27 protein-coding genes are annotated in these 26,406 nt (G+C 70.4%); 23 read left to right on the top strand and 4 right to left on the bottom strand.

The window, feature by feature from the left end; all coding sequences use genetic code 11:
- Nucleotides 1–136 precede the first annotated feature (136 nt).
- The 9 genes from groES (at nt 137) to AB0I12_RS10820 (ending at nt 8,884) form a co-directional block, all read left to right on the top strand.
- Complete coding sequence (groES, locus tag AB0I12_RS10860; RefSeq protein WP_130384566.1) at nt 137–433, top strand: co-chaperone GroES; 297 nt, start codon at nt 137–139, stop codon at nt 431–433.
- A 127-nt stretch (nt 434–560) separates the two neighbouring features.
- Nucleotides 561–2,180 carry a chaperonin GroEL gene (groL, locus tag AB0I12_RS10855; RefSeq protein ID WP_359927597.1) on the top strand — a complete coding sequence of 540 codons (1,620 nt, stop codon included), beginning with the start codon at nt 561–563 and terminating at the stop codon, nt 2,178–2,180.
- Between the two features lie 106 nt (nt 2,181–2,286).
- Nucleotides 2,287–2,784: a GNAT family N-acetyltransferase gene (locus tag AB0I12_RS10850; protein ID WP_359927595.1), complete on the top strand. Its 498-nt coding sequence runs from the start codon at nt 2,287–2,289 to the stop codon at nt 2,782–2,784.
- Between the two features lie 98 nt (nt 2,785–2,882).
- A complete protein-coding gene (shbA, locus tag AB0I12_RS10845; RefSeq protein WP_355699537.1) occupies nt 2,883–3,506 on the top strand; it encodes an RNA polymerase sigma factor ShbA in 624 nt (207 codons plus the stop codon).
- Nucleotides 3,499–4,947, top strand: a complete 1,449-nt coding sequence (locus tag AB0I12_RS10840) for a hypothetical protein (protein WP_359927593.1) — start codon at nt 3,499–3,501, stop codon at nt 4,945–4,947. Before shbA ends, AB0I12_RS10840 begins: the two co-directional genes overlap by 8 nt.
- Before the next feature lie 129 nt (nt 4,948–5,076).
- Nucleotides 5,077–6,591, top strand: coding sequence for an IMP dehydrogenase (gene guaB, locus AB0I12_RS10835; RefSeq protein ID WP_359927591.1), 1,515 nt, complete (start codon nt 5,077–5,079; stop codon nt 6,589–6,591).
- Between the two features lie 31 nt (nt 6,592–6,622).
- A complete protein-coding gene (locus tag AB0I12_RS10830; protein WP_359927588.1) occupies nt 6,623–7,729 on the top strand; it encodes a GuaB3 family IMP dehydrogenase-related protein in 1,107 nt (368 codons plus the stop codon).
- Nucleotides 7,726–8,463, top strand: a complete 738-nt coding sequence (locus AB0I12_RS10825; protein WP_359927586.1) for an acyl-CoA thioester hydrolase/BAAT C-terminal domain-containing protein — start codon at nt 7,726–7,728, stop codon at nt 8,461–8,463. Before AB0I12_RS10830 ends, AB0I12_RS10825 begins: the two co-directional genes overlap by 4 nt.
- A 22-nt stretch (nt 8,464–8,485) precedes the next feature.
- Entirely contained in the window at nt 8,486–8,884 is a 399-nt protein-coding gene (locus AB0I12_RS10820) for a hypothetical protein (RefSeq protein ID WP_359927583.1), read from the top strand.
- Between the two features lie 154 nt (nt 8,885–9,038).
- On the opposite strand, the gene AB0I12_RS10815 is transcribed toward AB0I12_RS10820, so the two are convergent.
- From AB0I12_RS10815 to AB0I12_RS10805, 3 genes are all read right to left on the bottom strand, one after another.
- Entirely contained in the window at nt 9,039–9,395 is a 357-nt protein-coding gene (locus AB0I12_RS10815; protein WP_359927580.1) for a nuclear transport factor 2 family protein, read from the bottom strand.
- Nucleotides 9,377–9,943, bottom strand: coding sequence for a TIGR03086 family metal-binding protein (locus AB0I12_RS10810; protein ID WP_359927578.1), 567 nt, complete (start codon nt 9,941–9,943; stop codon nt 9,377–9,379). Before AB0I12_RS10810 ends, AB0I12_RS10815 begins: the two co-directional genes overlap by 19 nt.
- Nucleotides 9,944–10,015: 72 nt before the next feature.
- Nucleotides 10,016–11,464 (bottom strand): hypothetical protein, encoded by a 1,449-nt coding sequence (locus AB0I12_RS10805; protein WP_359927576.1) that lies wholly within the window; start codon nt 11,462–11,464, stop codon nt 10,016–10,018.
- A 92-nt stretch (nt 11,465–11,556) separates the two neighbouring features.
- On the opposite strand from AB0I12_RS10805, the gene AB0I12_RS10800 reads away from it, so the two are divergent.
- From AB0I12_RS10800 to AB0I12_RS10735, 14 genes are all read left to right on the top strand, one after another.
- Nucleotides 11,557–13,149 (top strand): succinic semialdehyde dehydrogenase, encoded by a 1,593-nt coding sequence (locus AB0I12_RS10800; RefSeq protein ID WP_359927573.1) that lies wholly within the window; start codon nt 11,557–11,559, stop codon nt 13,147–13,149.
- The gene (locus AB0I12_RS10795) at nt 13,146–14,855 is read left to right on the top strand and encodes a GMC family oxidoreductase (RefSeq protein WP_359927570.1); all 1,710 of its coding nucleotides are present in this window, start codon (nt 13,146–13,148) and stop codon (nt 14,853–14,855) included. The genes AB0I12_RS10800 and AB0I12_RS10795 overlap by 4 nt, the downstream gene beginning before the upstream one ends.
- Nucleotides 14,856–15,373: 518 nt before the next feature.
- Nucleotides 15,374–16,369, top strand: a complete 996-nt coding sequence (bioB, locus tag AB0I12_RS10790; protein ID WP_359927567.1) for a biotin synthase BioB — start codon at nt 15,374–15,376, stop codon at nt 16,367–16,369.
- On the top strand, nt 16,366–16,554 hold the full coding sequence (locus AB0I12_RS10785) for a hypothetical protein (protein ID WP_359927565.1): 189 nt from the start codon (nt 16,366–16,368) through the stop codon (nt 16,552–16,554). Before bioB ends, AB0I12_RS10785 begins: the two co-directional genes overlap by 4 nt.
- Before the next feature lie 71 nt (nt 16,555–16,625).
- Nucleotides 16,626–16,823 (top strand): hypothetical protein, encoded by a 198-nt coding sequence (locus tag AB0I12_RS10780; RefSeq protein ID WP_359927563.1) that lies wholly within the window; start codon nt 16,626–16,628, stop codon nt 16,821–16,823.
- Between the two features lie 51 nt (nt 16,824–16,874).
- Nucleotides 16,875–17,255: a hypothetical protein gene (locus tag AB0I12_RS10775; RefSeq protein ID WP_359927560.1), complete on the top strand. Its 381-nt coding sequence runs from the start codon at nt 16,875–16,877 to the stop codon at nt 17,253–17,255.
- Complete coding sequence (locus AB0I12_RS10770) at nt 17,248–18,204, top strand: zeta toxin family protein (RefSeq protein WP_359927557.1); 957 nt, start codon at nt 17,248–17,250, stop codon at nt 18,202–18,204. Before AB0I12_RS10775 ends, AB0I12_RS10770 begins: the two co-directional genes overlap by 8 nt.
- Before the next feature lie 96 nt (nt 18,205–18,300).
- A complete protein-coding gene (locus AB0I12_RS10765; RefSeq protein ID WP_359927555.1) occupies nt 18,301–19,614 on the top strand; it encodes an adenosylmethionine--8-amino-7-oxononanoate transaminase in 1,314 nt (437 codons plus the stop codon).
- The gene (locus AB0I12_RS10760) at nt 19,614–20,735 is read left to right on the top strand and encodes an 8-amino-7-oxononanoate synthase (protein ID WP_359927552.1); all 1,122 of its coding nucleotides are present in this window, start codon (nt 19,614–19,616) and stop codon (nt 20,733–20,735) included. Before AB0I12_RS10765 ends, AB0I12_RS10760 begins: the two co-directional genes overlap by 1 nt.
- Before the next feature lie 171 nt (nt 20,736–20,906).
- Nucleotides 20,907–21,602, top strand: coding sequence for a dethiobiotin synthase (gene bioD / locus AB0I12_RS10755; RefSeq protein ID WP_359927551.1), 696 nt, complete (start codon nt 20,907–20,909; stop codon nt 21,600–21,602).
- The gene (locus AB0I12_RS10750) at nt 21,599–22,687 is read left to right on the top strand and encodes a hypothetical protein (protein WP_359927548.1); all 1,089 of its coding nucleotides are present in this window, start codon (nt 21,599–21,601) and stop codon (nt 22,685–22,687) included. Before bioD ends, AB0I12_RS10750 begins: the two co-directional genes overlap by 4 nt.
- An 11-nt stretch (nt 22,688–22,698) precedes the next feature.
- Nucleotides 22,699–22,896, top strand: coding sequence for a hypothetical protein (locus tag AB0I12_RS10745; RefSeq protein WP_359927546.1), 198 nt, complete (start codon nt 22,699–22,701; stop codon nt 22,894–22,896).
- Nucleotides 22,897–22,917: 21 nt separating this feature from the next.
- Nucleotides 22,918–24,468 (top strand): glutamine-hydrolyzing GMP synthase, encoded by a 1,551-nt coding sequence (gene guaA / locus AB0I12_RS10740; protein WP_359927758.1) that lies wholly within the window; start codon nt 22,918–22,920, stop codon nt 24,466–24,468.
- A 99-nt stretch (nt 24,469–24,567) separates the two neighbouring features.
- The gene (locus AB0I12_RS10735; protein WP_359927545.1) at nt 24,568–25,545 is read left to right on the top strand and encodes a winged helix-turn-helix domain-containing protein; all 978 of its coding nucleotides are present in this window, start codon (nt 24,568–24,570) and stop codon (nt 25,543–25,545) included.
- A 15-nt stretch (nt 25,546–25,560) separates the two neighbouring features.
- Here AB0I12_RS10735 and AB0I12_RS10730 read toward each other — a convergent pair whose 3' ends face one another.
- A complete protein-coding gene (locus AB0I12_RS10730) occupies nt 25,561–26,364 on the bottom strand; it encodes a TetR/AcrR family transcriptional regulator (protein WP_359927542.1) in 804 nt (267 codons plus the stop codon).
- Nucleotides 26,365–26,406 lie beyond the last annotated feature (42 nt).

Genomic DNA, 26,406 nt, shown 5'->3' with positions numbered 1-26,406 from the left:
GTGCTAATCGCGGCCTAGATTCGGTGTTGGCACTCTCCACACGAGGGTGCCAGCGGTCCGGCCTCTGACCCCCGCGACGGCAGGGGAGCGCGACCACATGCCACAGACAAGCGAATTCGACCGTGGAGGTCAGCAAGTGTCGGTCACGATCAAGCCGCTCGAGGACCGCGTCCTCGTCGCGCCGCTCGAAGCCGAGCAGACCACGAAGTCCGGCCTGGTGATCCCGGACACCGCCAAGGAGAAGCCGCAGGAGGGCGAGATCCTCGCCGTCGGCCCGGGCCGGATCGACGACAACGGCAACCGCGTCCCGCTGGACGTCGCCGTCGGCGACAAGGTCATCTACTCCAAGTACGGCGGCACCGAGGTCAAGTACGACGGCCAGGACTACCTGATCCTGGGCGCCCGCGACATCCTCGCAGTCGTCAGCAAGTGACGATCGCTCGCTGTTCCTGACTGACACCGCCCTGGTGCCCTGACCGGCGCCGGGGCGGAGTCGGTCTGGGACCAGCGAGTCCGTACTGCTTACGAAGAGCGAATTTCAGAGAGGGACTGGATTTTTCATGCCGAAGATCCTCGAGTTCGACGAGAACGCGCGGCGCGCGCTGGAGCGCGGCGTCGACAAGCTCGCGAACACGGTGAAGGTGACGCTCGGCCCGAAGGGCCGTTACGTCGTCCTGGACAAGAAGTGGGGCGCCCCGACCATCACCAACGACGGTGTCACCGTCGCCCGTGAGGTCGAGCTGGACGACCCGTTCGAGAACCTTGGTGCGCAGCTGACCAAGGAGGTCGCCACCAAGACCAACGACATCGCCGGTGACGGCACCACCACCGCGACGGTGCTGGCGCAGGCGCTGGTGCACGAGGGCCTCCGGGCGGTCGCCGCCGGCGCCAACCCGATGGGCCTCAAGCGCGGTATCGAGGCGGCCGTCGAGGCCGTGTCGGCCAAGCTGGTGGACACCGCGAAGCCGGTCGACGACAAGGGCGACATGGCCCACGTCGCGACCATCTCCGCCCGCGACGCCGAGATCGGCGCGCTGATCGCGGACGCGTTCGACAAGGTCGGCAAGGACGGTGTGATCACCGTCGAGGAGTCGAACACCTTCGGGACCGAGCTCGAGTTCACCGAGGGTATGCAGTTCGACAAGGGCTACATCTCGCCGTACTTCATCACCGACGCCGAGGCCGGCGAAGCGGTGCTGGAGGACCCGTACATCCTGATCCACCAGGGCAAGATCTCCGCGATCGCGGACCTGCTGCCGCTGCTGGAGAAGGTCGTGCAGTCCGGCAAGACGCTGCTGATCATCGCCGAGGACGTCGAGGCCGAGGCGCTGTCCACCCTCGTGGTGAACAAGATCCGCGGCAACTTCACCTCGGTCGCCGTCAAGGCGCCGGGCTTCGGCGACCGCCGCAAGGCGATGCTGGAGGACCTGGCCGCGCTCACCGGCGCGCAGGTCGTCGCCCCCGAGGTCGGGCTGAAGCTCGACCAGGTCGGCCTCGAGGTGCTCGGTTCGGCCCGCCGGATCGTGGTCTCGAAGGACAACACGACCGTCGTCGAGGGTTCCGGCAAGGCCGAGGACATCGAGGGCCGGGTCAGCCAGATCAAGTCCGAGATCGAGCGCACCGACTCCGACTGGGACCGCGAGAAGCTGCAGGAGCGGCTGGCCAAGCTGGCCGGCGGCGTCTGCGTGATCAAGGTCGGCGCGGCCACCGAGGTCGAGCTGAAGGAGAAGAAGCACCGGATCGAGGACGCGGTGTCCGCGACCCGGGCCGCGATCGAGGAGGGCATCGTCGCCGGCGGCGGCTCCGCTCTCGTGCACGCGGCGACCGTCCTGGACGGCGGCCTCGACCTCGAAGGTGACGAGGCGACCGGTGTCCGGATCGTCCGCAAGTCGATCGTCGAGCCGCTGCGCTGGATCGCCGAGAACGGCGGCTACGAGGGCTACGTCGTGACGTCGAAGGTGGCCGAGCTCGAGTCCGGCAGCGGCTTCAACGCCGCCACCGGTGAGTACGGCGACCTGCTGGCCCAGGGCGTGCTGGACCCGGTCAAGGTGACCCGGTCCGCGCTCGCCAACGCCGGCTCGATCGCCGCGCTGCTGCTGACGACCGAGACGCTGGTCGTCGACAAGCCCGAGGAAGAGGAGCCCGCCGCGGCCGGTCACGGCCACGGGCACGGTCACTGACCTCAGGCAGTAGTGAAGCCGTAGTCAGGCAGTAGTTCGACAGCACAGCACACAGAGCACCGCCCGGCAGGAAACTGCCGGGCGGTGCTCTGTTCTGATAGGAGCTGTGTCGATTCGCGAGCGTCGTTCCGAGGACCTGCAGGTCTGCGTCGAGTTGTTGCGGGTGGTGCACGAGCAGGCCGGCTATCCGATCAACTGGCCCGCCGACCCGGAGCTGTGGCTGACGCCGGAGGCGGCGCTCGGCTGCTGGGTGGCCGTGACCGGAGCCGGCGCCGGAGCTGGTGAGCGGGTTGTCGGGCATGTGGTGCTGACGGGAGTGGGCGGCGGCGCCGAGGTGGAGCGGTTGTTCGTGGATCCAACGGCGACGCGTCAGGGGATTGGTCGCCAGTTGCTCGACCATTGCGTGCAGACAGCGGCGGAGCTCGGGCGGCCGCTGTCGCTCGAGGTGGTCGGGAACCGCGGCGCGGCAGAGCGCCTGTACCGCCGGGCCGGCTGGCTGGAGACCGGCCGCACGCCGATCGACTGGGGCGGCGGTCACGCCACCGAACTCATCCGGTTCAGCGCGCCGCGGCGAACCGAACCGGCCAGTAGTGACAGATCGTGACCAAAACCCGGGGTTGACCACGAATTGCCACTATGCAAGGAGAGTTGAGCGCCGTACCATCTTTCGAGCTGACCGGTCCGAACACGAGGGGGCGAGGGGTGACAGAGGTCCGAGTACCTGACACCCACGACCGGGTCGAGCTCAGGGATCTTGCCGCGCTGGCCGGCGACGGGGACCGTACAGCTCTCAACGACCTGCTCACCAGGGTGCGCGCTGTGGCGCACCGCTACGTACGGTCCCGTCTGTGGACCTATCCCGGCGGCGCCGACATGGTCGACGACGTCGCGCAAGAAGTTTGTGTCGCGGTCTTCGGCGCGCTCGGCCGCTATCGCGACGAGGGGAGGCCTTTCGAGGCTTTCGTCTACGGCATCGCGGCCCGCAAGGTCGCCGATGCCCAGCGTGCGTTCGCGGTGGCCGACGTCTCGACGCCGGACCTGCCGGACGGCGCGGACGAGTCACCGACGCCGGAGGAGCACGCGGTACGGCACTCAGAGGTCCAGCACATCATGGGGCTGCTGGACAAGCTGCCGGAGAAACTGCGCGAGATCCTGCGCCTTCGCGTCGTTGCGGGGATGTCAGCCGAGGAGACCGGCCGGGCACTGGGGATGACACCGGGGGCGGTGAGGGTCGCACAGCATCGGGCGTTGAACACGCTCAGGGGGTTCGTGGGGCATGAAACACAGCTGGAACGAGGAAGAGCAGGGGAGGGGCATCATGGCTGACCGATTCGACCTGGACGCGATCGAGGCCGATGACGCACTGCTCGATCTGCTTGCCGCCGGTGGGGAGTCCGCCCGCTCGGCGGGCGAGCACGACCCGGCCGTCGCACTGCTGGCCGATCTACGGCTCGCGGTGGAGGTCGAGGACGAGCTCCCGGTGGAGACCATCGACGATCCGGAGAGCTTCCTGGCGCGCTGCGCCGCGCTCAACCCGATGACCGACCCGTTCGCCCGCAAGATGGCGACCCGCGGTCTGGCCTTCGGTGTCGCCGCGGTGGCCGCGCTGTCGGTCTCCGGGGTGGCGGCTGCGGTCACCGGCGATCCGTTGTCGCCGTACGAGAAGGTCATCGAGAAGATGGTCGACGCGGTCCGCCCGCAGACCAGCTTCCCGAAGGAGGACGTCGACGGCTCGCCGGTCGTGGACCGGAGCAAGATCGTCAAGGTCAGCAAGGACTTCAAGGCCAAGGCCGGCGCCGAGCACGCCACCCAGTCCGGCAAGGACGGCGCGGCGGGCGACGACGATCCGCAGGCGCAGGACCTCAAGGGCACGCCGGAGGTCGTCCAGCCGGAGGACAAGCCGGTCGCGAGCCGCGAGTGGCCGTACCCGCTGCTCCCGACCGACGAGCAGAAGACGCAGGAGCCGGTCAAGCCGACGACCGAGGTGACGGCGACGCCGAAGCCGACCGACGACAAGACGGACGAGCCGACCGGCACCAAGACCGACGAGCCGACCGACACCAAGACCGAGAACCCGCCGGACACGCCGCCGTCGACGCCGACCGAAGAGCCGACCGAGCCGGCGACCCCGACCCCGACGCCGACGGACACGGCCACCGCGACTCCGCCGCCGACGAACGGCGAGACCAACACGGGCGACGGCGGGACCGGGACCGGCGACAACACGGTGAGCGACCCGACCGGTACGCCGAGCGCGGGGTCCGGCGACGGTCAGACCGGTGGCGAGGAGACCACGCCGCCGGGTTCGGACAGCACCACGCCCGCCGGCACCGACAGCACCGGTACCAGTGACACCTCCGGCGACGACACGAAGCCGAGCAGCCCGGTCACGCAGGTCCCGGAGCAGACCGAGCAGGTCCAGCAGCAAGTGGAGCAACTGGTCGAGAAGATCCAGGAGGTCCTGCCGACGCCGAGCGGCCTGCCGGTCACCAACGAGAGCGCCGAGCAGTTCTTCGGCGTTCCCGACGCGACCGCGAAGTCGATCGACACCCGCAGCTCGGCCAAGAGCACGAAGTCGACCAAGAGCGGGAAGCACTCGAGCGGGAAGGTCAGCACGGGCTCGGTCCGCAAGACCTACCCGACCGGCAAGCACTCCACCGGTCACTACCCGGAGGGCAAGCACGCCGCCATCGAGCGGACCCACGGATCCACGACCGACACGAGCCTGCTGCAGATCCTCGAGGTCGTCAACAAGCCGATCCGGTAACCGTCCGGCCACGCACCGCCCGTCGCCCAGCGGCGGGCGGTTGCCTGTGGACGGCGGATTCGGGGCCTGGCGGCGGCGCGGATAGGATGGGGTCCCGTTGCCGCCGTACAAAAGGTGCTCGTTTTCCCCATGGACATCACCCCCACTGGAGTTCCCGACAAGTTCGCCGTCCTCGGTCTCACCTTCGACGACGTGCTGCTGCAGCCGAACGAGTCCGACGTCATCCCGTCCGAGGCCGTCACCCGGTCTCGCCTGAGTCGTAACGTCGAGGTCAACATCCCGCTGGTGTCCAGCGCGATGGACACCGTCACCGAGGCCCGGATGGCGATCGCCATGGCGCGCCAGGGCGGCCTCGGCGTCCTGCACCGCAACCTCTCGATCGAGGATCAGGCCCAGCAGGTCGACCTGGTCAAGCGCTCCGAGTCCGGCATGATCGCGCAGCCGATCACCATCGGCCCGGACGCCACCATCGGCGAGGCCGACGCGCTCTGCGGGCAGTACCGGATCTCCGGCGTCCCGGTGGTGGACGACGCCGGCGTCCTGGTCGGCATCGTCACCAACCGCGATATGCGCTTCGAGACCGACCTGTCCCGGCCGGTCCGCGAGGTGATGACCAAGCAGCCGCTGATCACCGGCCGGCAGGGCATCGCCGCCGACGACGCGATGGCGCTGCTCAGCAAGCACAAGGTGGAGAAGCTGCCGCTGGTCGACGAGGCCGGCAAGCTCACCGGCCTGATCACGCTGAAGGACTTCGTCAAGCGCGACAAGTTCCCGCTGTCCACCAAGGACGCCACGGGCCGGCTGATGGTGGGCGCCGCGATCGGCTTCTTCGGCGAGGCCTACAAGCGGGCCATGACGCTGGTCGAGGCCGGCGTCGACGTGCTCGTGGTGGACACCGCGCACGGTCACTCCCAGGCCCAGATCGAGATCATCCGCAAGCTCAAGGCCGACCCGGCGACCCGCGGCGTGGACGTCGTCGGCGGCAACGTCGGCACCCGCGCGGGCGCGCAGGCGCTGGTCGACGCGGGCGCGGACGGCGTGAAGGTCGGCGTCGGCCCGGGCTCGATCTGCACGACGCGGGTCGTGTCCGGTGTCGGTGTGCCGCAGGTGACCGCGATCTACGAGGCGTCGCTGGCCTGCAAGCCGGCCGGTGTCCCGGTCATCGGCGACGGCGGCCTGCAGTATTCCGGTGACATCGCCAAGGCGCTGGTCGCGGGCGCGGACACCGTCATGCTGGGCTCGCTGCTCGCCGGCTGCGAGGAGTCGCCGGGCGACCTGGTGTTCATCAACGGCAAGCAGTTCAAGGCGTACCGCGGGATGGGCTCGCTCGGCGCTATGTCGTCGGCCGGCGGCCTGCGCAAGTCGTACTCCAAGGACCGCTACTTCCAGCACGACGGCAGCGGCGACGAGAAGCTGATCGCCGAGGGCGTCGAGGGCCAGGTGCCGTACCGCGGCCCGCTGTCGGCCGTCGCGCACCAGCTGGTCGGCGGTCTGCGGCAGTCGATGTGGTACACGGGCGCCCGCACGGTGGCCGAGCTGCAGGAGAAGGGCCGGTTCGTCCGGATCACCTCCGCCGGCCTGCAGGAGTCCCACCCGCACGACATCCAGATGACGGTCGAGGCGCCGAACTACTCCGGCCGCTGACCCCGCCTGCACACACCCGTTAGGACACCAGATGACCGAGATCGAGATCGGCCGGGCCAAGCGCGGCCGGCAGGCGTACGCGTTCGACGACATCGCGATCGTGCCGTCGCGCCGGACGCGGGACCCGGAGGAGGTCTCGGTCGCCTGGCAGATCGACGCGTACCGGTTCGAGCTGCCGATCCTGGCCGCGCCGATGGACTCGGTGATGTCGCCGGCCACCGCGATCGCGATCGGCAAGGCCGGCGGTCTCGGCGTCCTGAACCTCGAAGGCCTCTGGACGCGGTACGAGAACCCGGCGAACCTGCTCGAGGAGATCACCACCCTCGACGCGCAGCAGGCGACGCACCGGCTGCAGGAGATCTACGCGGCGCCGATCAAGCCCGAGCTGATCTCCCAGCGGGTGCAGGAGATCCGCGACTCCGGTGTCACGGTGGCCGGCGCGTTGTCGCCGCAGCGCACCAAGCAGTTCGCCAAGCATGTCGTGGACGCCGGGGTCGACCTGTTCGTCATCCGCGGCACGACGGTGTCCGCCGAGCACGTGTCCGGGCAGGCGGAGCCGCTGAACCTGAAGCAGTTCATCTACGACCTCGACGTCCCGGTGATCGTCGGCGGCTGCGCGACGCACCAGGCGGCGCTGCACCTGATGCGGACCGGCGCGGCCGGCGTCCTGGTCGGCTTCGGCGGCGGCGCCGCGCACACCACCCGGAAGGTGCTCGGCGTCGCGGTGCCGATGGCGTCGGCGGTGGCCGACGTCGCGGCGGCCCGGCGGGACTACATGGACGAGTCCGGCGGGCGCTACGTGCACGTCATCGCGGACGGCTCGGTCGGGCGGTCCGGTGACGTGGCGAAGGCGATTGCCTGCGGCGCGGACGCGGTGATGGTCGGTTCGCCGCTGGCCCGCGCGAGCGACGCCCCCGGCGGCGGGTACCACTGGGGCGCCGAGGCCTGGCACCAGGACCTGCCCCGCGGCGAGCGGGTCGAGGTCGGCGTCACCGGCACCATGGAGCAGATCCTGTTCGGCCCGTCCTGGGTCCCGGACGGCACGATGAACCTGGTCGGTGCGCTCAAGCGCGCGATGGCCACCACCGGCTACACGGAGCTCAAGGAGTTCCAGCGGGTCGAGGTCGTCGTCGGTTGAGCATCGGCGTCCTGCTCCTGCACGGCTCGAGCGGTGCGCCGGACTCGGACCGTGCGCGTCTCCTCGAGGCGGAGGGGTACGACGTCCTCGCGCCGCGCTGGACCGTCACGCACGAGGTGGCGCTGGAGTCGTTCCCGCTGGACGAGCTGGCTGACCACGATCGGCTGGTCGTGATGGGCAGCTCGTGGGGCGCCGAGGCGGCGTTGCTGCTGGGTGCGCTGGACGAGCGCGTGGACGCGGTGGTCGCGTTCGCGCCGAGCGCCTACGTGTGGGGCCGGGTCCTGGAGGACGGCAGCCAGCGGTCGGCGTGGACCTGGCGGGGCGAGCCGTTGCCGTTCGTACCGTTCGACCCGGGCTGGGCCGCCGCCGACGACCCGCCGAGCTACGTCGGGCTGTACCGGCAGAGCGTGGCGACGTACGCCGACGCAGAACGCGCCCGGATCCCGGTGGAGCGCATCCGCGACGTGCTGCTCGTGGCGGGCGGGGACGACCAGGTGTGGCCCGCGGTCGAGTTCGCCGAGGAGATCGCGCGACGGCGCGGCGACCGGCCGACGCGGATCGTGACGGTCCCCGAGGCCGGGCATCGCGCGGTGTTGCCCGGTGAGGAGCCGAAGACTTCGGGGCAACGGATGGCCCGCGGCGGTACGGCGGCCGCCGACCGCGAGCTGGGCGGTCTGGCCTGGCCCGAGATCCTCCGGTTGCTCGCCGACGGGCTTCGAGTTCACCGGGCTTGATGGGTTCTGGAAGGATTGCGGCATGGGATTGTTCAGCCGAGGGAGCAGCCAGGAGACGGACAACGTTGCCCTCGCCGCGGCGCGAGGCCGACTGTCCGCGGACGATGTCGATCAGGTGCGGTTCCTGATCACCACGAAGAAGGCGGTGCACGCGGTCAAGCTGATCCGTGACCGCACTGGTCTCGACCTCAAGCACTCCAAGGAGCTGGTCGACGACATCCGCCTCGGGCGGTATGTGCCGCCGACCACGGGGACGCCGTTGGTGCGCCGGCCCGGCACCAACCTGGCCGAGCGCACCCGCGCGCTCAAGGCCGCGGGCGAGCTCCACCAGGCGACCGCGCTGGTGGTGTCCGAGACCGGCATGACCGAGGCCGAAGCCGGCCTGTTCGTCGGCGCCCTCAAGACCGAGCTCCAGGACTGACCGGCCTGCTGCTGTAAATGTGGGGTTGGCCTGTCCCAAGGTGTGCACGCTGGACAGGTAGTGCACTGCCGAGACGCTGTATGCGCAGCGAGGTTCACGCTCAGGTGCACTACCCGGAGGACTGACACGTCCTGTCGAGCTTGCACGCGAGAGCCTAGCCCTTCACATAGGAGAGCTTCTCCGCGATCCTCCCGTCCCGGAGGCGCAGGATGTCGACGCCGCGCACGTGGCCGCGGTCGCCGGAGTCCGTCTTCCACGAGTACTGCCAGCGCACCACGGCCCGGTCGCCGAGCAGCACGGTCTCCTCGGTCTCGAAGTGCGGTTCCGCGGTGTCCGCGAACAGCTTCGCCCACGCTGCCCGGACGGCGTCTGCGCCCTCGAAGCGGCCGCCGTCCGGGGCCGGCGCTGTGGACTCGAACACGATGTCCGCTGTGACCAGCGACATCGCGGTCTCCAGGTCGCCCTGGTCGAAGGCGGTGCCGAACCGCTCGACTACGTCGCCGGACTCCACCGCGGGTTCCTTCCGAAGGCGGCCAGCAGCGCGTCGGCCGGTTCGGTGAAGCCGTCGAGGTGCTCGCCGATCATGCCGGCCGAGCGATACAGCTCCTCGCGCTTCGCGAACCAGGTCGCGACGTCGTCGACCAGGTCGGCGTCCATCCGCGGCGCTGCGCCGGTGGCCACGGCCAGGTCCCACCCGTGCACGAGATGGTCGGCCGCGAGTTGGCGCAGGTACTCGTCCGGATCCTCGTCGCCGTACGACAGGTGCACCTTGTCGATCGACCGGGTCGCGGCGGCCCGGGCCTCCTCGGCCGCGGCCGACGCCGCTCCGGCCGGGTCGTCCCCGAGCAGGTCGCCGTCGAGGGTGTTCCCGACCTCGGCGATCGTCCGGCCCTCCATCAGCGGCCGGGTCCAGCGCTCCTCGCCGACGACGTGGTTCACCAGCGCGCGGACGTCCCAGTCCGAGCACGGGGTCGGCGCCGACCATTGGCCGGCAGTCACCCCGGAGGCCAGTTCCGCGAAGTTCGCGACCGTACGGTTGTGCAGCTCTACGACATCCATGAGCCTCCCCCTTTCAGCGCCAGCGTCCGTCCGGGCGGAAAGCGCGTCAAGCAGCGGGGGTCTTACCGCCTCTCAACGGCCGAGCTGGAGTTGCTCCGCCGCCTCGTGGGCGTGGTACGACGCCGCCAGGTCGCCGGTGGCGGCGAGCAGGTTGCCGTGGTGCCGGTAGCAGGCCCCGGCCAGCTCCTTCATCGCCTCGTTGGCGTCGGCGAACGGGATCAGCGCGGTGGCCACCTCCGCGCACCAGCCGCCGAGGTCGAGCGCGATCTCGGTCCGCCCGGCCTGGAAGTAGCCCTCGGAGATGTCGAGCAGCAGTTGCGCCCAGATCGGCACGTACGTCGCGGTCTGGAAGCGCATCCGGTGCGACTCCCGCTCGGACGAGATCGCGAACAGGTAGTGCGCCTCGAGACCCAGCGTCAGCGCGGTGTCCGCGTCCTCGCGCAGCAGCGGCCGCACCAGCTCGGCGAGCTCGGCCGCGCGTTGCGCCGCCGACTCCGGGTCCGTCCGGCCGGACACGGTCGCCAGCGTCATCCCAGGCGCGGGCTCGCTGAGCGCGACCAGACGGTGGTACTGCTCGAACGGTCCGAGCTTGATCTCCGCGTTCTCCAGTGCGGCGACCAGCGTCAGCGGCAGGCCCCGGTCCAGCTCCTCGACCACGCGGGCCGCCGTCTCGGCGTCGGTGTCGTACGCCGTCCGCAGGCAGGCCTCGCCCTCCAGCCGGCCGACGGTGCCGAGGTGCTTGCCCTTGCGGACCAGCGCAGCGACGAGCGTACGCATGTCGGTCGTCGAGTCGGAGTCGGCGAGCGTGTCGGCCGTGGTGAGCCCGATCTCGTCCGCCTCGAGGGCGAGGTCCAGCCGTCCCTCGGCGGCGTGGACGTCGGCCGACACCGCGGTCGCCGTACACAGGTAGCGCGCGTAGGACAGCGACTGCGGGCTCTCGTTGATCTGGTCGGCGAGCTGCAGGAACAGCTGGGTCGCCGCGTCCGCGGACGCGACGGCGAGCGCGGGGTCGCCGTACCGGCGCAGGATGAGCGCGTTCATCGCGAGCACGCGGGCGAAGTCGGGCTGGTGCTTGAGGCCGTCCTCGCCGCCGACGAGCTGGCCGTACGCGATCACCGCGCCGTCCATCTCCAGGACGGCGGTGGCGCCGTGGCCGCGGTGCGCCTGCGTCATCGCGCGCCGGGCGCGGACGTCGGCGAGGAAGCAGGTGGCGTCCAGTACGCCGGCGTCCTGGAGTTCGGTGTAGCCGAGTTGCGCCTCGTGGAGCGCGGTGAGCGCCTCCTCGTGCCGGCCGGAGGCGTTCAGCGACCCGGCCAGCTCGTACTGGGTCGCGGCCATCAGGTGCTTGGCCTCGTAGTGGTTCGGGTGCCCTTCGGCCCGCTCCCTGGCCAGCTCGATGACCCGCTGCTGGTACGGCCCCGCCTCGTCGGCCCGGCCTTCCTCGATCAGCACCTGGGCTGTCTGCAACGCCTCGCCGAGCTCGTCCTCAGGAGGCGTCCAGAGCCCCCCGCTGTCCACCATCTGTACGTTCCACCCCTTCGCAGGTTCCAGCGGATCAGCTTAACCATTCTCTGATACTGACAGCCGCTATTACCGGCAGGTAGCCTTCACGTATGAGCGACCAGACGTCGATTCCCGCGGATCCGGAGCTCGACCCCACCGCCTCGTACGCGACCGACCAGTCGGTGATCCGCCGGTTGTCGGGTCTGCTGCGGGCCACGGCCGGGACCCGGACGTCGTACGCGCCGGCCACCGGGCAGCCGATCGCGGATCTGCCGGTGTCGAGCGCGGACGACGTGGTCGCGGCGGTCCGGACCGCCCGGAGGACCCAGCAGACCTGGCGGCGGGTGCCGCTCGCCGAGCGCGCCGCGATCCTGCTGCGATACCACGACCTGGTCCTCGACCACCGGCACGAGCTGGTCGACCTGATCATCCGCGAGTCCGGCAAGGCGCGGAAGCAGGCGTTCGAGGAGCTCGCCCACGTCGCGCTCACCGCGCGGTACTACGGCCGCAAGGCGTTCGAGCTGCTCGAGCCGCAGCGCAAGCTCGGGATCTTCCCGCTGCTGACCCGCGCCGAGACGCGGTTCGTCCCGAAGGGTGTCGTCGGCATCATCTCGCCGTGGAACTATCCGCTGACGATGGCGATCTCCGACGGGCTGCCGGCGATCCTGGCCGGCAACACCGTCGTCCACAAACCCGACAGCCAGACCCCGCTGACCGCGCTGCGCGGTATCGAGCTGCTGTACGAGGCCGGCCTGCCGCGGGAGGCGTGGATCCCGGTCAACGGTGACGGCCCGACGGTCGGCGGCGCGCTGATCCAGAACGCCGACTACATCTGCTTCACCGGCTCGACGAAGACCGGCCGCCTGGTCGCGAAGCAGGCGGGTGAGCGGTTGATCGGCTGCAGTCTCGAGCTCGGCGGCAAGAACCCGATGCTCGTCCTGCGCGACGCCGACATCCACCGTGCCGCCGAGGGCGCCGTCCGCGCGTGCTTCGCGAACGCGGGCCAGCTGTGCGTCTCGATGGAGCGGCTGTACGTCGCGGACCAGGTGTACGACGCGTTCGTCACGGCCTTCGTCGACCGGGTGAAGAAGCTCCGCCTCAGCGCCGGCACCGGCTGGGACGTCGACATGGGCTCGCTGATCTCGAAGGCACAGCTGGAATCCACGACGCGGCATGTCGAGGACGCCCGGTCGAAGGGCGCGACGGTCCTGGTCGGCGGCAAGCCGCGACCGGACATCGGGCCGCTCTTCTACGAGCCGACCGTGCTGTCCGGCGTCACTCCGGCGATGGAGTGCTTCGACAACGAGACCTTCGGCCCGGTCGTGTCGATCTACCGGTTCTCCGACGAGTCCGAGGCGATCCAGCGCGCGAACGAGGGCGAGTACGGCCTGAACGCGAGCGTCTGGACCCGGGACGGCCGCCGCGGCCGCGCGGTCGCGGCGCAGCTGATGGCCGGCACGGTCAACGTCAACGAGGGGTACGGCGCGACGTTCGGCTCAATCGACACCCCGATGGGCGGCATGCGCCAGTCCGGTCTCGGCCGGCGGCAGGGCGTCGAGGGCATCCGGCGGTACGTCGAGCCGCAGGCGATCGCCACCCAGCGGCTGCTCCCGATCGCCGCCTCGCACGGTCTGTCCGACGAGAAGTTCGCCGAGCTGATGACGGGCGCCCTGCGGATCCTCAAGAAGATCGGCCGCCCATGACGTACGACTACGACGTCGTGATCATCGGGTCCGGCTTCGGTGGCTCGGTGTCGGCGCTCCGGCTGACCGAGAAGGGCTACCGGGTTGCCGTCCTGGAGGCCGGGGCGCGGTTCGAGGACGCCGCCTTCGCGAAGAACTCGTGGGACGGCAAGCGGTTCCTGTTCGCTCCGAAGCTCGGCATGTACGGCATCCAGCGGATCAGCGCGCTGCGCGACGTGATCATCCTGTCCGGCGCCGGGGTCGGCGGCGGCAGTCTGGTCTACGCGAACACGCTCTACGAGCCGCTGCCGGCGTTCTACACCGACCGGCAGTGGGCACACATCACCGACTGGCGGTCCGAGCTGTCGCCGTACTACGACCAGGCGAAGCGGATGCTGGGCGTCACGACGTACCCGGGGTTCACGCCGGCCGACAAGGTGATGAAGCAGGTCGCCGAGGAGATGGGCGTCGGCGAGACGTTCCGCCCGACACCGGTCGGTGTCTTCTTCGGTGAGCCCGGCGTGGAGGTCGACGACCCGTACTTCGGCGGCGCGGGCCCCCGCCGTACCGGCTGCATCAACTGCGGCGAGTGCATGACGGGCTGCCGGCACAACGCGAAGAACACGCTGACCAAGAACTACCTGTACCTGGCGGAGAAGGCCGGCGCGGAGGTGTACTCGCTGACCACGGTCACGTCGGTCGAGCCGCTCCCTGAAGAAACCGGCGGCGGGTACGCGATCGACACCCGGCGGACGTCGAACAAGAAGGCCACCCGCCGGTTCACCGCGCAGCAGGTCGTGTTCGCGGCCTCGGCCCTCGGGACCGCGAAGCTGCTGCACCGGCTCCGCGACGAGGGCAAGCTGCCCCGGCTGTCGGATCGGCTCGGCGTCCTCACCCGGACGAACTCGGAGTCGCTGCTCGGCGCGATCTCCCGGGACCGCGACGTCGACTACAGCTACGGCGTCGCGATCACGTCGTCGTTCCACCCCGACGAGATCACCCACATCGAGCCCGTGCGGTACGGGAAGGGCAGCAACGCGATGTCGCTGCTGCAGACCGTGCTGACCGACGGCGACGGGGACAAGCCGCGCTGGCGGACCTGGCTGCGCGAGCTCGGTGTGCAACGGAAGAACATCCGCTGGCTGTACGACCTGAAGCACTGGTCCGAGCGGACCGTGATCGCGCTGGTGATGCAGACCGCGGACAACTCGATCACGACGTTCGGCAAGCGGGACCGGCTGGGCCGCTGGCGGCTGACGTCGAAGCAGGGCCACGGCGCGCCGAACCCGTCCTGGATCCCGGTCGCGAACCAGGTGGTCCGGCGGATGGCGCGGCTGATGAACGGTACGCCGGGCGGCACGATCGGCGAGCCGTTCAACGTGCCGATGACGGCGCACTTCATCGGCGGCTGCGCGATCGGCGACTCGCCGGCGTCGGGCGTCGTGGATCCGTACCACCGCGTCTACGGGTACGACGGCCTGCACATCGTCGACGGCTCGACGATCTCCGCGAACCTCGGCGTCAACCCGTCCCTGACGATCACCGCCCAGGCCGAGCGGGCCCTGTCGTTCTGGCCGAACAAGGGCGAGGCGGATCCGCGTCCGGCGGCCGGATCGGCGTACGAACGCGTGCAACCGGTGAAGCCGGCGCACCCCGTCGTACCGGCCGAGGCGCCCGGCGCCCTGCGGCTCCCGATCGTCCCGAAGCAGGCTGTGACGGAGCCGTAACAAATCGGTGCGAAAAGACAGCAAATGAAAAAGCCTCAGCAGTAGGTCGCTGAGGCTTTGTGAAAAGGTCCGGAAAAGGGAGCAGGTCCCTCGGGAACGTTTCCGCCCAAATCGTTTCCCGAGGGACCCACTCAAGCCGGGGTGAGGCGCCCGGCGCTTTGGGATCGGGTCACCAACCACAGCTGGCGACCCGAGCTCTTGGTCACTACCTTACATCCGATTTCCGCGAGCTTCAGGCCTTGTGACCACTCTGCGTGCTGATCGTAATGATCGGCCTTGTCGCTCTTGGTAATCAGGTGGCGGTCTTCCTTGCGGTAACCGCCTTCGTACACATCAACGAGCCCTTCTACAGGGGGTTACGAGGTTTCCCAGAAAAATCCAGAAACTTTTCCGGGAGAGTGCGGAGAGTGGCGATGAGGCACTCCGGCGGCATCTGTTCCACGTGACGCCCGCCGCAGCCCCGGCGTACCCCTCTGACCTACTGTGAGCCCGGACCGTTGAGTTGAGGCAGGAGACACATGAGCGAGATCCTGGGCGTGGCACGTGGGCAGGTTCTGGAGCAGGGCATCGGGCTGAGCCAGGAGCAACTGGTCGAGGTTCTCCGGACCCCCGACGACCGGCTGCCCGAGCTGCTCGCGCTCGCCCACGACGTCCGGGTGAAGTGGTGCGGCGAGGAGGTCGAGGTCGAGGGGATCATCTCGCTGAAGACCGGCGGCTGCCCCGAGGACTGCCACTTCTGCTCGCAGTCCGGCCAGTTCACCTCGCCGGTGCGGGCGGTCTGGCTGAACATCCCCGAGCTCGTCGAGGCCGCCAAGGAGACCGCGAAGACCGGCGCCACCGAGTTCTGCATCGTGGCCGCGGTCCGGGGGCCGGACGAGCGGCTGATGTCGCAGGTGAAGGCCGGTATCGAGGCGATCAACGCCGAGGTCGACATCAACATCGCCTGCTCGCTCGGGATGCTGACCCAGGCGCAGGTCGACGAGCTGAAGTCGTGGGGCGTGCACCGCTACAACCACAACCTCGAGTCGGCCCGCTCGTACTTCGGCGACGTCGTCACCACGCACTCGTTCGAGGAGCGCTGGGAGACCTGCCTGATGGTGCGCGACTCCGGCATGGAGCTGTGCTGCGGCGGCCTGGTCGGCATGGGCGAGTCGCTGGAGCAGCGCGCCGAGCTCGCGGCCCAGCTCGCCGAGCTCGACCCGCACGAGGTGCCGCTGAACTTCCTCAACCCGCGGCCGGGGACGCCGTTCGGCGACCTGGACGTGATGGACGGCAAGGACGCGCTGCGCACCATCGCCGCGTTCCGGCTGGCGATGCCGCGGACGGTCCTGCGGTACGCCGGCGGCCGGGAGCTGACCCTCGGCGACCTCGGCACCCGCGAGGGCCTGCTCGGCGGCATCAACGCGGTCATCGTCGGGAACTACCTGACCACCCTCGGGCGCCCGGCCACCGCCGACCTGGACCTGCTCGCCGAGCTGAAGATGCCGGTGAAGGAACTCCAGAAGACGCTGTGACCGAGACGTACTGCGGCCGCTGCGGCCGCGAGCTCGCCGACGGCAGTCACGAGGACTGCCGCCAGGCGCTGGCCCTGGAACCTCCCAGGTACTGCGGGACCTGCCGCCGCCGGATGGTCGTCCAGGTCCACCCGATGGGCTGGTCGGCGCGCTGCTCCGTCCACGGCGTGCTGACCGCGGGCTGATTCGAACGCCCGTTTGCTCCTGCACGCTCGTAGAGTCGCCGCATTCCATCGATCCTGGGGATGTGATCGCAATGGGCAAGTGGGGACAGAAGCGGGCCGAGACGCGGCGAGTGGTGGCGAACGGCGGCACCGTGTCGGGCGGTCAGGCGAGGCGGGCCACGCAGGTCGGCGGTCTCGGTGACGACGGACTGGTCCGGGACCCGCAGGGCCGGGTCACCGGCGATTTCCGGAACCGCACGAAGAAGGCGGAGAACCAGAACGGCGTCTGAGTCCCGGCGGCCGCCGTCGGGCTGACCCGAGGCGTCGGATATCGTTTATCTGTGGGTAATCTCGCCGACCTGACTGTGCTTCCGGCGCTGGGTAAGGCGAGGTGGACGACCGCGCAGATCTTCGGCTACGAGATCGCTCTCGAAGCGGTCCGGCAGGCGATCGGGGCCTGCGCCCGGCGGATCGCCGAGGCCGAGGCCGCCGACGAACCCGACCAGGACCTGATCGCGGCGTTGCGCGCCGAGCAGGCCGCCTGGGCGGCCCGCGGCGAGCAGCTCGACCCGCTCGACACCCGCGCCGTCAGCCGGGTTCGCGTCGACGCCGACAACCTGCTCAGCGTCGACGACGAGGACGAAGACGACGATGAGGGCGCCGACGAGCAGGACGACGACGCCGAGGAGGAGCCGGGCGGGCAGGATGGCCGAGGTGACTGAGCAGGACCGGTTCGTACCGAGCGGCTTCTCGCCGAGCGGCTTCCGGCCGCGCGAGTTCGTGCTGAGCGAGGCGGACAGCGAGCGCGTCTTCCGCGAGCGGATCGTCCCCGACCGGCTCACCGGCATCCCGCAGGACGATCCGCTGGTGGTCTTCGTCGCCGGTCAGCCCGGCGACGGCAAGGCCTCGATCACCGCGCTCGTGAAGGCCGTGCTGGCGCGTCGCGGCCGGCCGGTCGTGCTGAGCAGCTTCGCCCTCGAGGCGTACCACCCGCGGCTGTCCGAACCCATCAGCGACGAGCCCTCCACCGCCGACCGGTACGTCGAGACCGACGGCCTCCGCTGGCTGGCCCGCGCCGAGGAACTGGTCGCCGAGCAGCGGTACGACGTCGTCGTCGAGACCGAACTGGCCGACCCGGAGGCGTTCGCGGCATCGGCCCGCGCGTTCAAGGCGGCCGGCTACCAGGTCGAGGTCGCCCTCGTCGCCGTGCACGAGGCCGTCAGCCGCCTCGGCGTCCTGCAGCGCCACATCCGCGCCCTGGAGGACTTCGGCTTCGGCCGCCTCGTCACGCAGGCCCGCCACGACGCCGGGTACGCCGGGGTGCTGCGCGCGGCCGAGCTGATCGACGAGGGTGACTGGGTGGACCGCGTCGGCGTACTGCGACCCGACGGCCAGCTGATCTACGGCAACGAGCGCGACCCCGACTGGCAGCAACCACCCCGCGCCGCCGACGCGATCACCTGGGAGCGCGAACGCATCTGGTCGGTCACCGAATCCCGCGACTTCCTCGACGCCACCAGCTCCGTCGAACGCTTCGGCCTGTCCGCCCCGGTCCAATGGATCCGCGACGAGTCCGTCGACGGCGCCAGGGCCTTGATGACGCTGGCCAAGCCCCGCCTCGACCCCGTGGCCGTCACCTTGCACATCGCCAAGGCGGGGACGGCTTTCTAGCGGCCGAGCGAGGTACTGATCACATCGGACCCACCTGCGGGTCGCGGGCGTAGGAGAAGCGATTACCGTTGGGAATCCTCAGGACGGAGGAGGACGGTGTCACAGTCGGTCAATGCGTGGCGACAGCGGGACGCGGAGGTGCTCTGGCATCCGTATTCCTCGCTGACCGAGCCGTCGCCGGTGCGGATGGTGCGGGGCGCGTCCGGCGTGCGGTTGCAGTTGGACGACGGCGTGGGCGGGACTGTCGAGGCGATCGACGCGATGGCGTCGTGGTGGTGCATGATCCACGGCTACCGGAACCCGGTGCTGGACGCGGCGCTGAAGCGCCAGGTCGACGAGTTCAGCCATGTCATGTTCGGTGGGCTGACCCACGAACCGGCGATCCGGCTGGCGGACCGGCTGATCGAGATCACGCCGGAGCCGCTGCGGCACGTGTTCTTCTGCGACTCGGGATCGGTCTCGGTCGAGGTGGCGATCAAGCTCGCCCTGCAGTACCAGGTTGCGCGCGGCAACCACGGCCGGACCCGGATGCTGACGGTGCGCGGCGGGTACCACGGCGACACGTTCGCGCCGATGAGCGTCTGCGACCCGGTCAACGGCATGCACTCGCTGTTCACCGGCGCCCTCAAGGAGCAGGTCTTCGGCCCGCAACCACCCGCCGGCTTCGACCGCCCGGACGACGACCCGGAGCTGCGGTCCTGGGCCGACGCGCTGGCGGCGCTGGCCGAGCAGCATTCCGGTGAGGTCGCGGGCATCGTCGTCGAGCCGGTTCTGCAGGGCGCCGGCGGCATGTACCCGTACAGCCCGGCCTGCCTGCGCGTTCTCCGCGAGATCGCCGACCGCCACGGTTTCCTGCTGATCTTCGACGAGATCGCCACCGGGTTCGGCCGCACCGGCACGATGTTCGCGTCCGAGCACGCGGGCGTCGACCCCGACATCCTGTGCGTCGGCAAGGCACTGACCGGCGGGTATCTGACGCTGGCGGCGATGCTGTGTACGACGGACGTCGCGCACACGGTGTCGAACGGGCCAGGTGGTGCGTTGATGCACGGTCCGACGTTCATGGCCAACCCGCTCGCCTGCGCGGTCGCCCTGGCCTCGATCGATTTGCTGCTCTCCCAGGACTGGGCCGCACGAGTGGACCGGATCTCGGCCGGTTTGTCTGCGGGGCTGGCCCCGGCGCGAGAGCTGCCTGCGGTGAAGGACGTGCGGGTGCTCGGGGCTGTCGGCGTGGTGCAGCTCGGCGGGCCGGTGGATCTGCCGCGGATGACCGAGGCGGCGTTGCGGCGGGGCGTGTGGGTGCGCCCGTTCCGCGATCTCGTCTACACGATGCCGCCGTACGTCTGCACCGACGACAACATCGCCGCCATCGGCGCGGCGATCACGGGTGCGGTCGAGGAGGCCGGCTGATGCTGGAGGACTGGCTCGCCCCGAAGGCGGCTGCGCTGGAGGCTCGCGGCCTGACCCGGCGGCTGCACGCTCGCGCCGCGGACGCCGACCTGATCGACCTCGCAGGCAACGACTACCTCGGCCTGGCTCGCGATCCGCGGGTGGTGGCGGCCGCCGCGGACGCCGTACGGACGTGGGGCACGGGCGCGACGGCGTCCCGCCTCGTCACCGGTACGACGGAACTCCACGAGCAGCTCGAGTCCGCGCTGGCGGCGTACGCCGGGCAGGAGTCGGCGCTCGTCTTCTCGTCCGGGTATCTGGCCAACCTCGGCGTGGTCACCGCGCTCGGCGGCCCGGGCACACTCCTGGTCTCCGACGAACACGTCCACGCGTCCCTCGTCGACGCCTGCCGCCTGGCCCGCTCCCGCGTCGAGATCGTCCCGCACAACGACGTGGACGCCGTCGAGAAAGTACTTGCCGAGCGCAACGAACCGCACGCGGTGGTGATGACCGAGTCGGTCTTCAGCGTCCTCAGCGACGAGGCGCCGCTGCCCGAACTGGCCGCGATCACCAAGTCCCACAACGCCGTACTGCTGGTCGACGAGGCCCACGGTTTGGGTGTCACCGGCAACGGACACGGATCCGTCCACGCGGCCGGCCTCGCCGGTCTCGAGCATGTCGTCGTCACGATGACGCTGTCCAAGTCCCTTGCCTCGCAGGGCGGAGTGGTTCTCGGGCCGTCCCTCCTCCGCGAGCACCTCGTCAACCGGGCCCGCCCGTTCATCTACGACACCGGCCTCAACCCGGCCGCCTGCGCCGCCGCCCTGGCAGCCCTCCAGATCCTGCAAGCCGAGCCGGACCGCCCCGCCGCAATCCACGCAGCCGCAGCCCAACTGGCCACCGCCTGCGCAGTCCCGCAGCCCCGAGGCGCGGTCGTCTCCGCCCCCATGCCAGGCCCACGCGAAGCCGTCCATGCGGCGGAGGCCTGCCTGGCCGCCGGGGTACGAGTCGGCAGCTTCCGCCCCCCATCCGTCCCCGACGGCATCTCCCGCCTACGCCTCACCGCCCACGCCGGCCTGACCACCGCCGACCTGGACAGAGCCTGCACGGTGATCACCGCCGCAATCGCCGAAGCGTCCTGAATCCGGCGTCCGCTGAGGTATGCGAGGCGGGCACCACCAGCGCGGCGATGACTCCTGCCTCGCCATGGTCTTGATCGACAGCCCCATCGTGCCTCCGCAGGACGTAGCGATCCCGCCACCATGCGTGACAGGCGGCCGCGGTGCTCCAGGGTCTCCCGAGGGACCTAGGGCATGTCGCCGGGCGCCGCGCCTAGACTCGGGCGGGTGACCCGGATCCTGCTTGTCACCGGCACCGATACCGGCGTCGGGAAGACCATCACCACCGCGGCCCTCGCTGTCCGGGCGACCGGTTCGGTTGCCGTCGTCAAGCCCGCCCAGACCGGCGTCGGGCCGGACGAGCCCGGGGACCTGGACGACGTACACCGGCTGAGCGGGCTGACCAAGCTGCACGAGGGCGTCCGGTTGCGGGATCCGTTGGCGCCGACGACCGCGGCCCGGCGGGAGGGCGTCAGGCTGCCACCGGTGGTGGCGCACGCGCGGGCGATCGACGAGCTGGCCCGGACGAACGACACGGTGCTGGTGGAGGGCGCGGGCGGCATCCTCGTCGGCTTGGATGCCGAAGGCAACAACCTTGCGGATCTCGCCGGGCACCTGACGTCGCCGTTCGGATTCGTGGTGGTGGCGAGGGCGGGTCTGGGCACGCTGAACCATGCCGGCCTGACCGTCGAGGCGTTGCGGTCCCGGGGTCTGCCGATCGACGGGCTGGTGATCGGGTCGTTGCCGGAGCAGCCGGATCTGGCCGAGGAGTGCAACCTGGAAGACCTGCCGGCGACGACCGGGGTCCCGGTGCTCGGGCGGATCCCCGCCGGGGCGGGATCACTCAGCCAGGAGGAGTTCGTCGCCGCCGCGCCGGGATGGTTCGAGTGACCGGATGCCCGGCCCGGTACGACGAGCAGCTCGGGTACTGGGTCGTCGACGATCCGGCGCTGGCGCGCGACGTGCTGCTCGATCCGCGGACGTTCCGCCCGGACAACGCCGTCCTCGCGCACACTCCGCTGGCGGTGAAGGCATTGCGGGTGCTGTCCGCGGTGGGGTTCGCACTGCCGCCGACTCTGGCGAACAACGCGGGGGAGTCGCATCGGCCGATCCGCGCCGCCGTCGCCCGGTTCTTCAGCCCGGCGCGGGTGGTGGCAGCCGAGCCGTTCACCCGGGAGCTCAACGCCGTGCGGGTCGCGGCGGCAGCTGCGGAGCTCGCGAGCGGGCGGGAGGTGGATCTGGTCCAGGCGATCGCCGCCGAGCCACCCGCCCTCGTCGTACTGCGGTTGCTCGGCCTGACGGATGTCGACGTACCAGCGTTGAAGGCGTGGAGCCTGGACTCGCTGGAACTGTTCTGGGGATGGCCCGACGAGGATCGGCAGCTGGAGCTGGCACACAGCGCGGCCGAGTTCTATGCCTGGCTGCGCTCGCGGACGACAGCCGCGCGGCAGGCGCCGGCTGACGATCTGTTCGGTGCGCTGGTCGGGCTGGGGCTGACCGACGAGGAGGTTTGTGCGGTCGGCTACTTCCTGCTGATCGCCGGTCAGGAGACCACCACCCAACTCATCTCCGCGGCTTTCCACCGCGTGCTGGGAGCGGCAGATCGCGCTGCCGAGCCGGCGGAGCTGGTCGAGCGTGTACTGCGGGATGCGTCCTCGGTCCCGACCTGGCGGCGGATCACCGCTGAGCCGACGACCCTCGGCGACGTGGAGCTGCCGGCGGGAGCGCCGGTGCTGCTCGGGCTGAGCGGCCACGGCGGCCCGGCGGATCTCGCGTTCGGAATCGGGATCCACCGCTGCCTGGGCGCGGGCCTGGCGCGGATGGAGACGCGGGTCGCACTGGAGAGCGCCGGCGATGTGCTGGCCGGCGTCCGGCCGGTGGAGGAGCCGCCGATGATCGACCTGCTCTCGTTCCGGGCGCCGAAGCGTCTCCGGGTTGTAACGCGCGGTAACACCGAGGACAACTCGCGGGCCTAGCGTCACCTCTCGTGAGCTTCCCATCGCGCCGCCGGGTGCGGCTCTGGTTCGGACCGCACCAAATCGCCGACTACATCGGCGAACCGGCCGCGGCCGCCCGTCACGAGGCCGCGATGCGGCGCCGGTTCCCGGGCCTGGACGTCACCAACGACCCGCTGCCGGTGCCCCGGCGTTCGGCGGATTACAGCCCTGCTGACCTGCACCGATAGGCTTTGCGCGTGGCCCACGAAATCCCGCAGCACGAGTTGGTCCTGGTCGTCGACTTCGGCGCGCAGTATGCGCAGCTGATCGCCCGCCGGGTGCGCGAGGCGAAGGTGTACTCCGAGATCGTGCCGCACTCGATGCCGGTCGAGGAGATGCTGGCCAGGCAGCCGAAGGCGATCATCTTGTCCGGCGGCCCGCAGTCGGTGTACGCCGAGGGCGCGCCGCGGGTCGATTCCGGGCTGTTCGAGGCCGGCGTCCCGGCGTTCGGGATCTGCTACGGGTTCCAGGCGATGGCGCAGACGCTCGGCGGCGACGTCCGGCGGACCGGGCTGCGCGAGTTCGGCCGGACGCCGGTCACGGTGAGCGCGGCCGGCACGCTGCTGGCCGGCATCCCCGAAGACCTGAACGTGTGGATGTCGCACGGTGACGCGGTGCACGCGCCGCCCGCCGGCTTCGCGGTGCTCGCCGCCTCCGAGGGTGCGCCGGTGGCCGCGTTCGAGGACCTGGACCGGCGGCTCGCCGGTGTCCAGTGGCACCCGGAGGTCCTGCACTCACAGGCCGGGCAGGCCGTGCTCGAGCACTTCCTGTACGAGATCGCCGGCTGCAAGGGCGACTGGACGACGACCAACGTCGTCGAGGAGCAGGTCGAGCTGATCCGGCAGCAGGTCGGCGACAAGCAGGTGCTGTGCGCGCTGTCCGGCGGTGTCGACTCCGCGGTCGCGGCGGCCCTGGTGCACCGGGCGATCGGCGACCAGTTGACGTGTGTGTACGTCGACCACGGCCTGCAGCGGGCCGGGGAGTCGGAGCAGATCGAGAAGGACTTCGTCGCCGCGACCGGGATCCGGCTGGAGGCAGTCGACGCCGAGGAGCAGTTCCTGACCGCGCTGGCCGGGGTGACGGACCCGGAGCAGAAGCGGAAGATCGTCGGCCGGGAGTTCATCCGGACCTTCGAGGCGACCGCGCGCAAGGTGGACGCCGAGCGGCACATCGAGTTCCTCGTCCAGGGCACGCTGTACCCGGACGTGGTCGAGTCCGGCGGCGGCGCGGGCGCGGCGAACATCAAGTCCCACCACAACGTCGGCGGCCTGCCGGACGACCTGCAGTTCAGCCTGATCGAGCCGCTGCGGACGCTGTTCAAGGACGAGGTCCGCGAGCTCGGCCTGGCGCTCGGCCTGCCGGAGACGATGGTCTACCGGCACCCGTTCCCGGGGCCCGGCCTGAGCATCCGGATCATCGGCGAGGTGACCCGCGAGCGCCTGGACATCCTCCGCGCCGCGGACCTGATCGCCCGTACCGAGCTCACCGCGGCCGGGCTGGACCGCGACATCTGGCAGTTCCCGGTGGTCCTGCTGGCCGACGTCCGGTCGGTCGGCGTCCAGGGCGACGGCCGGACGTACGGTCACCCGGTCGTCCTGCGCCCGGTCACCAGCGAGGACGCGATGACCGCCGACTGGGCCCGCCTGCCGTACGACGTGATCGAGCGGATCTCGACCCGGATCACCAACGAGGTCGACGAGGTCAACCGCGTCACCCTCGACGTCACCAGCAAGCCCCCGGGCACCATCGAGTGGGAGTGAGCGCGACCGCAGTCACAGCGGGTGACCCCCACGACTGTTAGTGTCGTAGTGTCGCCCGTTGACCACGGCGGGTGATATTCCTCGGGGGAGGAGACCGTGGTGTTCCGCGTTCATTTCGAGTGTGCGGATCTGGCGAGGACGACGATCGCGCAGCAGCCCGATCCGTTGTGGGAGGTCCTGCTGGGTCTCCACGTCCTGCAGACCGATGACGAGCCGGAGACGTTCGGCAGCTGGCGGGAGCGGGCGAGACCCCGGCTGAGCGCCCTGGAGCAGGAGTTGCTCGCGGTGACCCCGCCAGTGGGGTACTCGCCGGACTTCCTGACACCGCGGGCTGCGGGCGAGGGACTCGAGGCGGGACTGGCGGCCGTCGCCGCCACGCCGCCCGGTCAGTTGCGGTCCGAGCTGGGCCGGTTGTCGGACACCGTCCGGCTGCCCGCCTGGACCCGGCGGCTCGCGGCCGGCGAGACCGCCGTGATGCACCGGCTCGTACAGGGCCTGAAGTCGTTCCACCGGACCAAGATCGCGCCGCAGATGCCGATGATCACGACCGCGATCGAGCCGGCCGTTGCCAAGCACAACGACACGGTCGCGAACGGCGGGCTCGAGTCGCTGATCCCGCAACTGCACCCGACGCTGCACTGGGACGCGCCGGTGCTGTCGGTCGGCCTGCCGCACATCGACCGCGACCTGCACCTGAACGGCCGCGGACTGCGGCTGGTGCCGTCGTTCTTCTGCTGGAAGTACCCGATGATGCTGCTCGATCCCGCGCTGCCGCCGGTCCTGGTGTACCCGGTCCGGCACGAGGCCTTCCCGGTGGTGACGCGCCGGGCGGATCGTGACGGCGCCGTCGCCGATCTGCTCGGGAAGACCAGGGCGCGCGTGCTGCGGAGCATCTCGAGTGGCGCCTGCTCGACCAGCGAACTCGCGGCCCGTGCCGGCATCTCGCTGGCCTCGGCCAGTGAGCACGCGCGCGTCCTGCACGACACCGGCCTGGTGACGACGCGCCGCATCGGCAGCTCCGTGCGGCACATGCTGAACCCGGTCGGCGCGGACGTCCTCACCGGTGTCCGCGGCTGAGCCGGAGCCCTTGATCTATTGGGGTTTCATGGACTGGATGCCGTCGAGGAGGCGGTCCAGGCCGTACCGGTACGAGTCGGCGGCGGCCTCCCGGGTGGACGACTGGTAGCCGTCCGCGTGCCAGATCGCGGTCATCGCGGGATGCCGGTCGACGTCGAAGTACGTCTCCCACAGGTCGTTCCGCTCGTACCACCAGGCGTCGTTGGTCTGGCCGGTCGCGCGCTCGACGAGCCGGCTCTCCGCCTCGAGACTCGCCGCGGAGTCGACGTACGTCGTGACGGCGAGCGCGGCCGTGTTGGTCTCGAGCGCGCCGAGCCCGAGGCCGAGCAACGCGGACAGCAGGTACTCGCGGCCGGCCAGCATGCCCGGGCCGACCGGTGGGCGGATCGTCGACACCTGTGACAGCCACAGGTGCCGCTGGAACATCGCACGGGTCTGCTCGGAGTAGATCTCGACCTGCTCCCGCCAGTCCTCCGGTCGCGCCGCTCCCGGGCCCGGGAGCTCGCGTTCGCCGAGCACCTGGTCGACCATCAGGTCGAGCAGCTCGTCCTTCGACGGCACGTACGTGTAGAGCGTCATCGTGCCGACGCCGAGCTCCTTCGCCAGCCCGCCCATCGACGCGGCCGCCAGGCCCTGGTCGTCCGCGAGCTGGATGCCTGCGCGCACGACGTCGTCCACGTTCAGCGACGGCCGTCGGCCTGCGCCTCGCTTGCGCGCCGCTCCGACGGCGAATTCACCGGCGGCCGGCTGGCGGTGGTTGCGCCACAGCAACGCCAGCGTCTTGTCCGGCCGCCCCTCGCCACTCCGCCGCTCGCTCACGGCCCAACGATAGGCGCTCCGATCAATTCTCGTATACCCTAC

Source organism: Kribbella sp. NPDC050459 (assembly GCF_040655315.1).
In the GTDB taxonomy this organism is placed as follows: Bacteria; Actinomycetota; Actinomycetes; order Propionibacteriales; family Kribbellaceae; genus Kribbella.
Note: the sequence above shows the minus strand (reverse complement) of the source record. Positions and strands in the feature narration are given on the sequence as shown.

Bases quoted from the DNA above. Each gene is read 5' to 3' on its own strand.
- AB0I12_RS10780 (WP_359927563.1), top strand. From the start codon at position 16,626: ATGGGCAAGTGGGGACAGAAGCGGGCCGAGACGCGGCGAGTGGTGGCG.
- AB0I12_RS10830 (WP_359927588.1), top strand. From the start codon at position 6,623: ATGACCGAGATCGAGATCGGCCGGGCCAAGCGCGGCCGGCAGGCGTAC.
- guaB (WP_359927591.1), top strand. From the start codon at position 5,077: ATGGACATCACCCCCACTGGAGTTCCCGACAAGTTCGCCGTCCTCGGT.
- AB0I12_RS10805 (WP_359927576.1), bottom strand. From the start codon at position 11,464: ATGGTGGACAGCGGGGGGCTCTGGACGCCTCCTGAGGACGAGCTCGGC.
- groL (WP_359927597.1), top strand. From the start codon at position 561: ATGCCGAAGATCCTCGAGTTCGACGAGAACGCGCGGCGCGCGCTGGAG.
- AB0I12_RS10760 (WP_359927552.1), top strand. From the start codon at position 19,614: ATGCTGGAGGACTGGCTCGCCCCGAAGGCGGCTGCGCTGGAGGCTCGC.
- AB0I12_RS10840 (WP_359927593.1), top strand. From the start codon at position 3,499: ATGGCTGACCGATTCGACCTGGACGCGATCGAGGCCGATGACGCACTG.
- AB0I12_RS10795 (WP_359927570.1), top strand. From the start codon at position 13,146: ATGACGTACGACTACGACGTCGTGATCATCGGGTCCGGCTTCGGTGGC.
- bioB (WP_359927567.1), top strand. From the start codon at position 15,374: ATGAGCGAGATCCTGGGCGTGGCACGTGGGCAGGTTCTGGAGCAGGGC.
- AB0I12_RS10820 (WP_359927583.1), top strand. From the start codon at position 8,486: ATGGGATTGTTCAGCCGAGGGAGCAGCCAGGAGACGGACAACGTTGCC.
- bioD (WP_359927551.1), top strand. From the start codon at position 20,907: ATGTCGCCGGGCGCCGCGCCTAGACTCGGGCGGGTGACCCGGATCCTG.
- AB0I12_RS10810 (WP_359927578.1), bottom strand. From the start codon at position 9,943: ATGGATGTCGTAGAGCTGCACAACCGTACGGTCGCGAACTTCGCGGAA.
- AB0I12_RS10800 (WP_359927573.1), top strand. From the start codon at position 11,557: ATGAGCGACCAGACGTCGATTCCCGCGGATCCGGAGCTCGACCCCACC.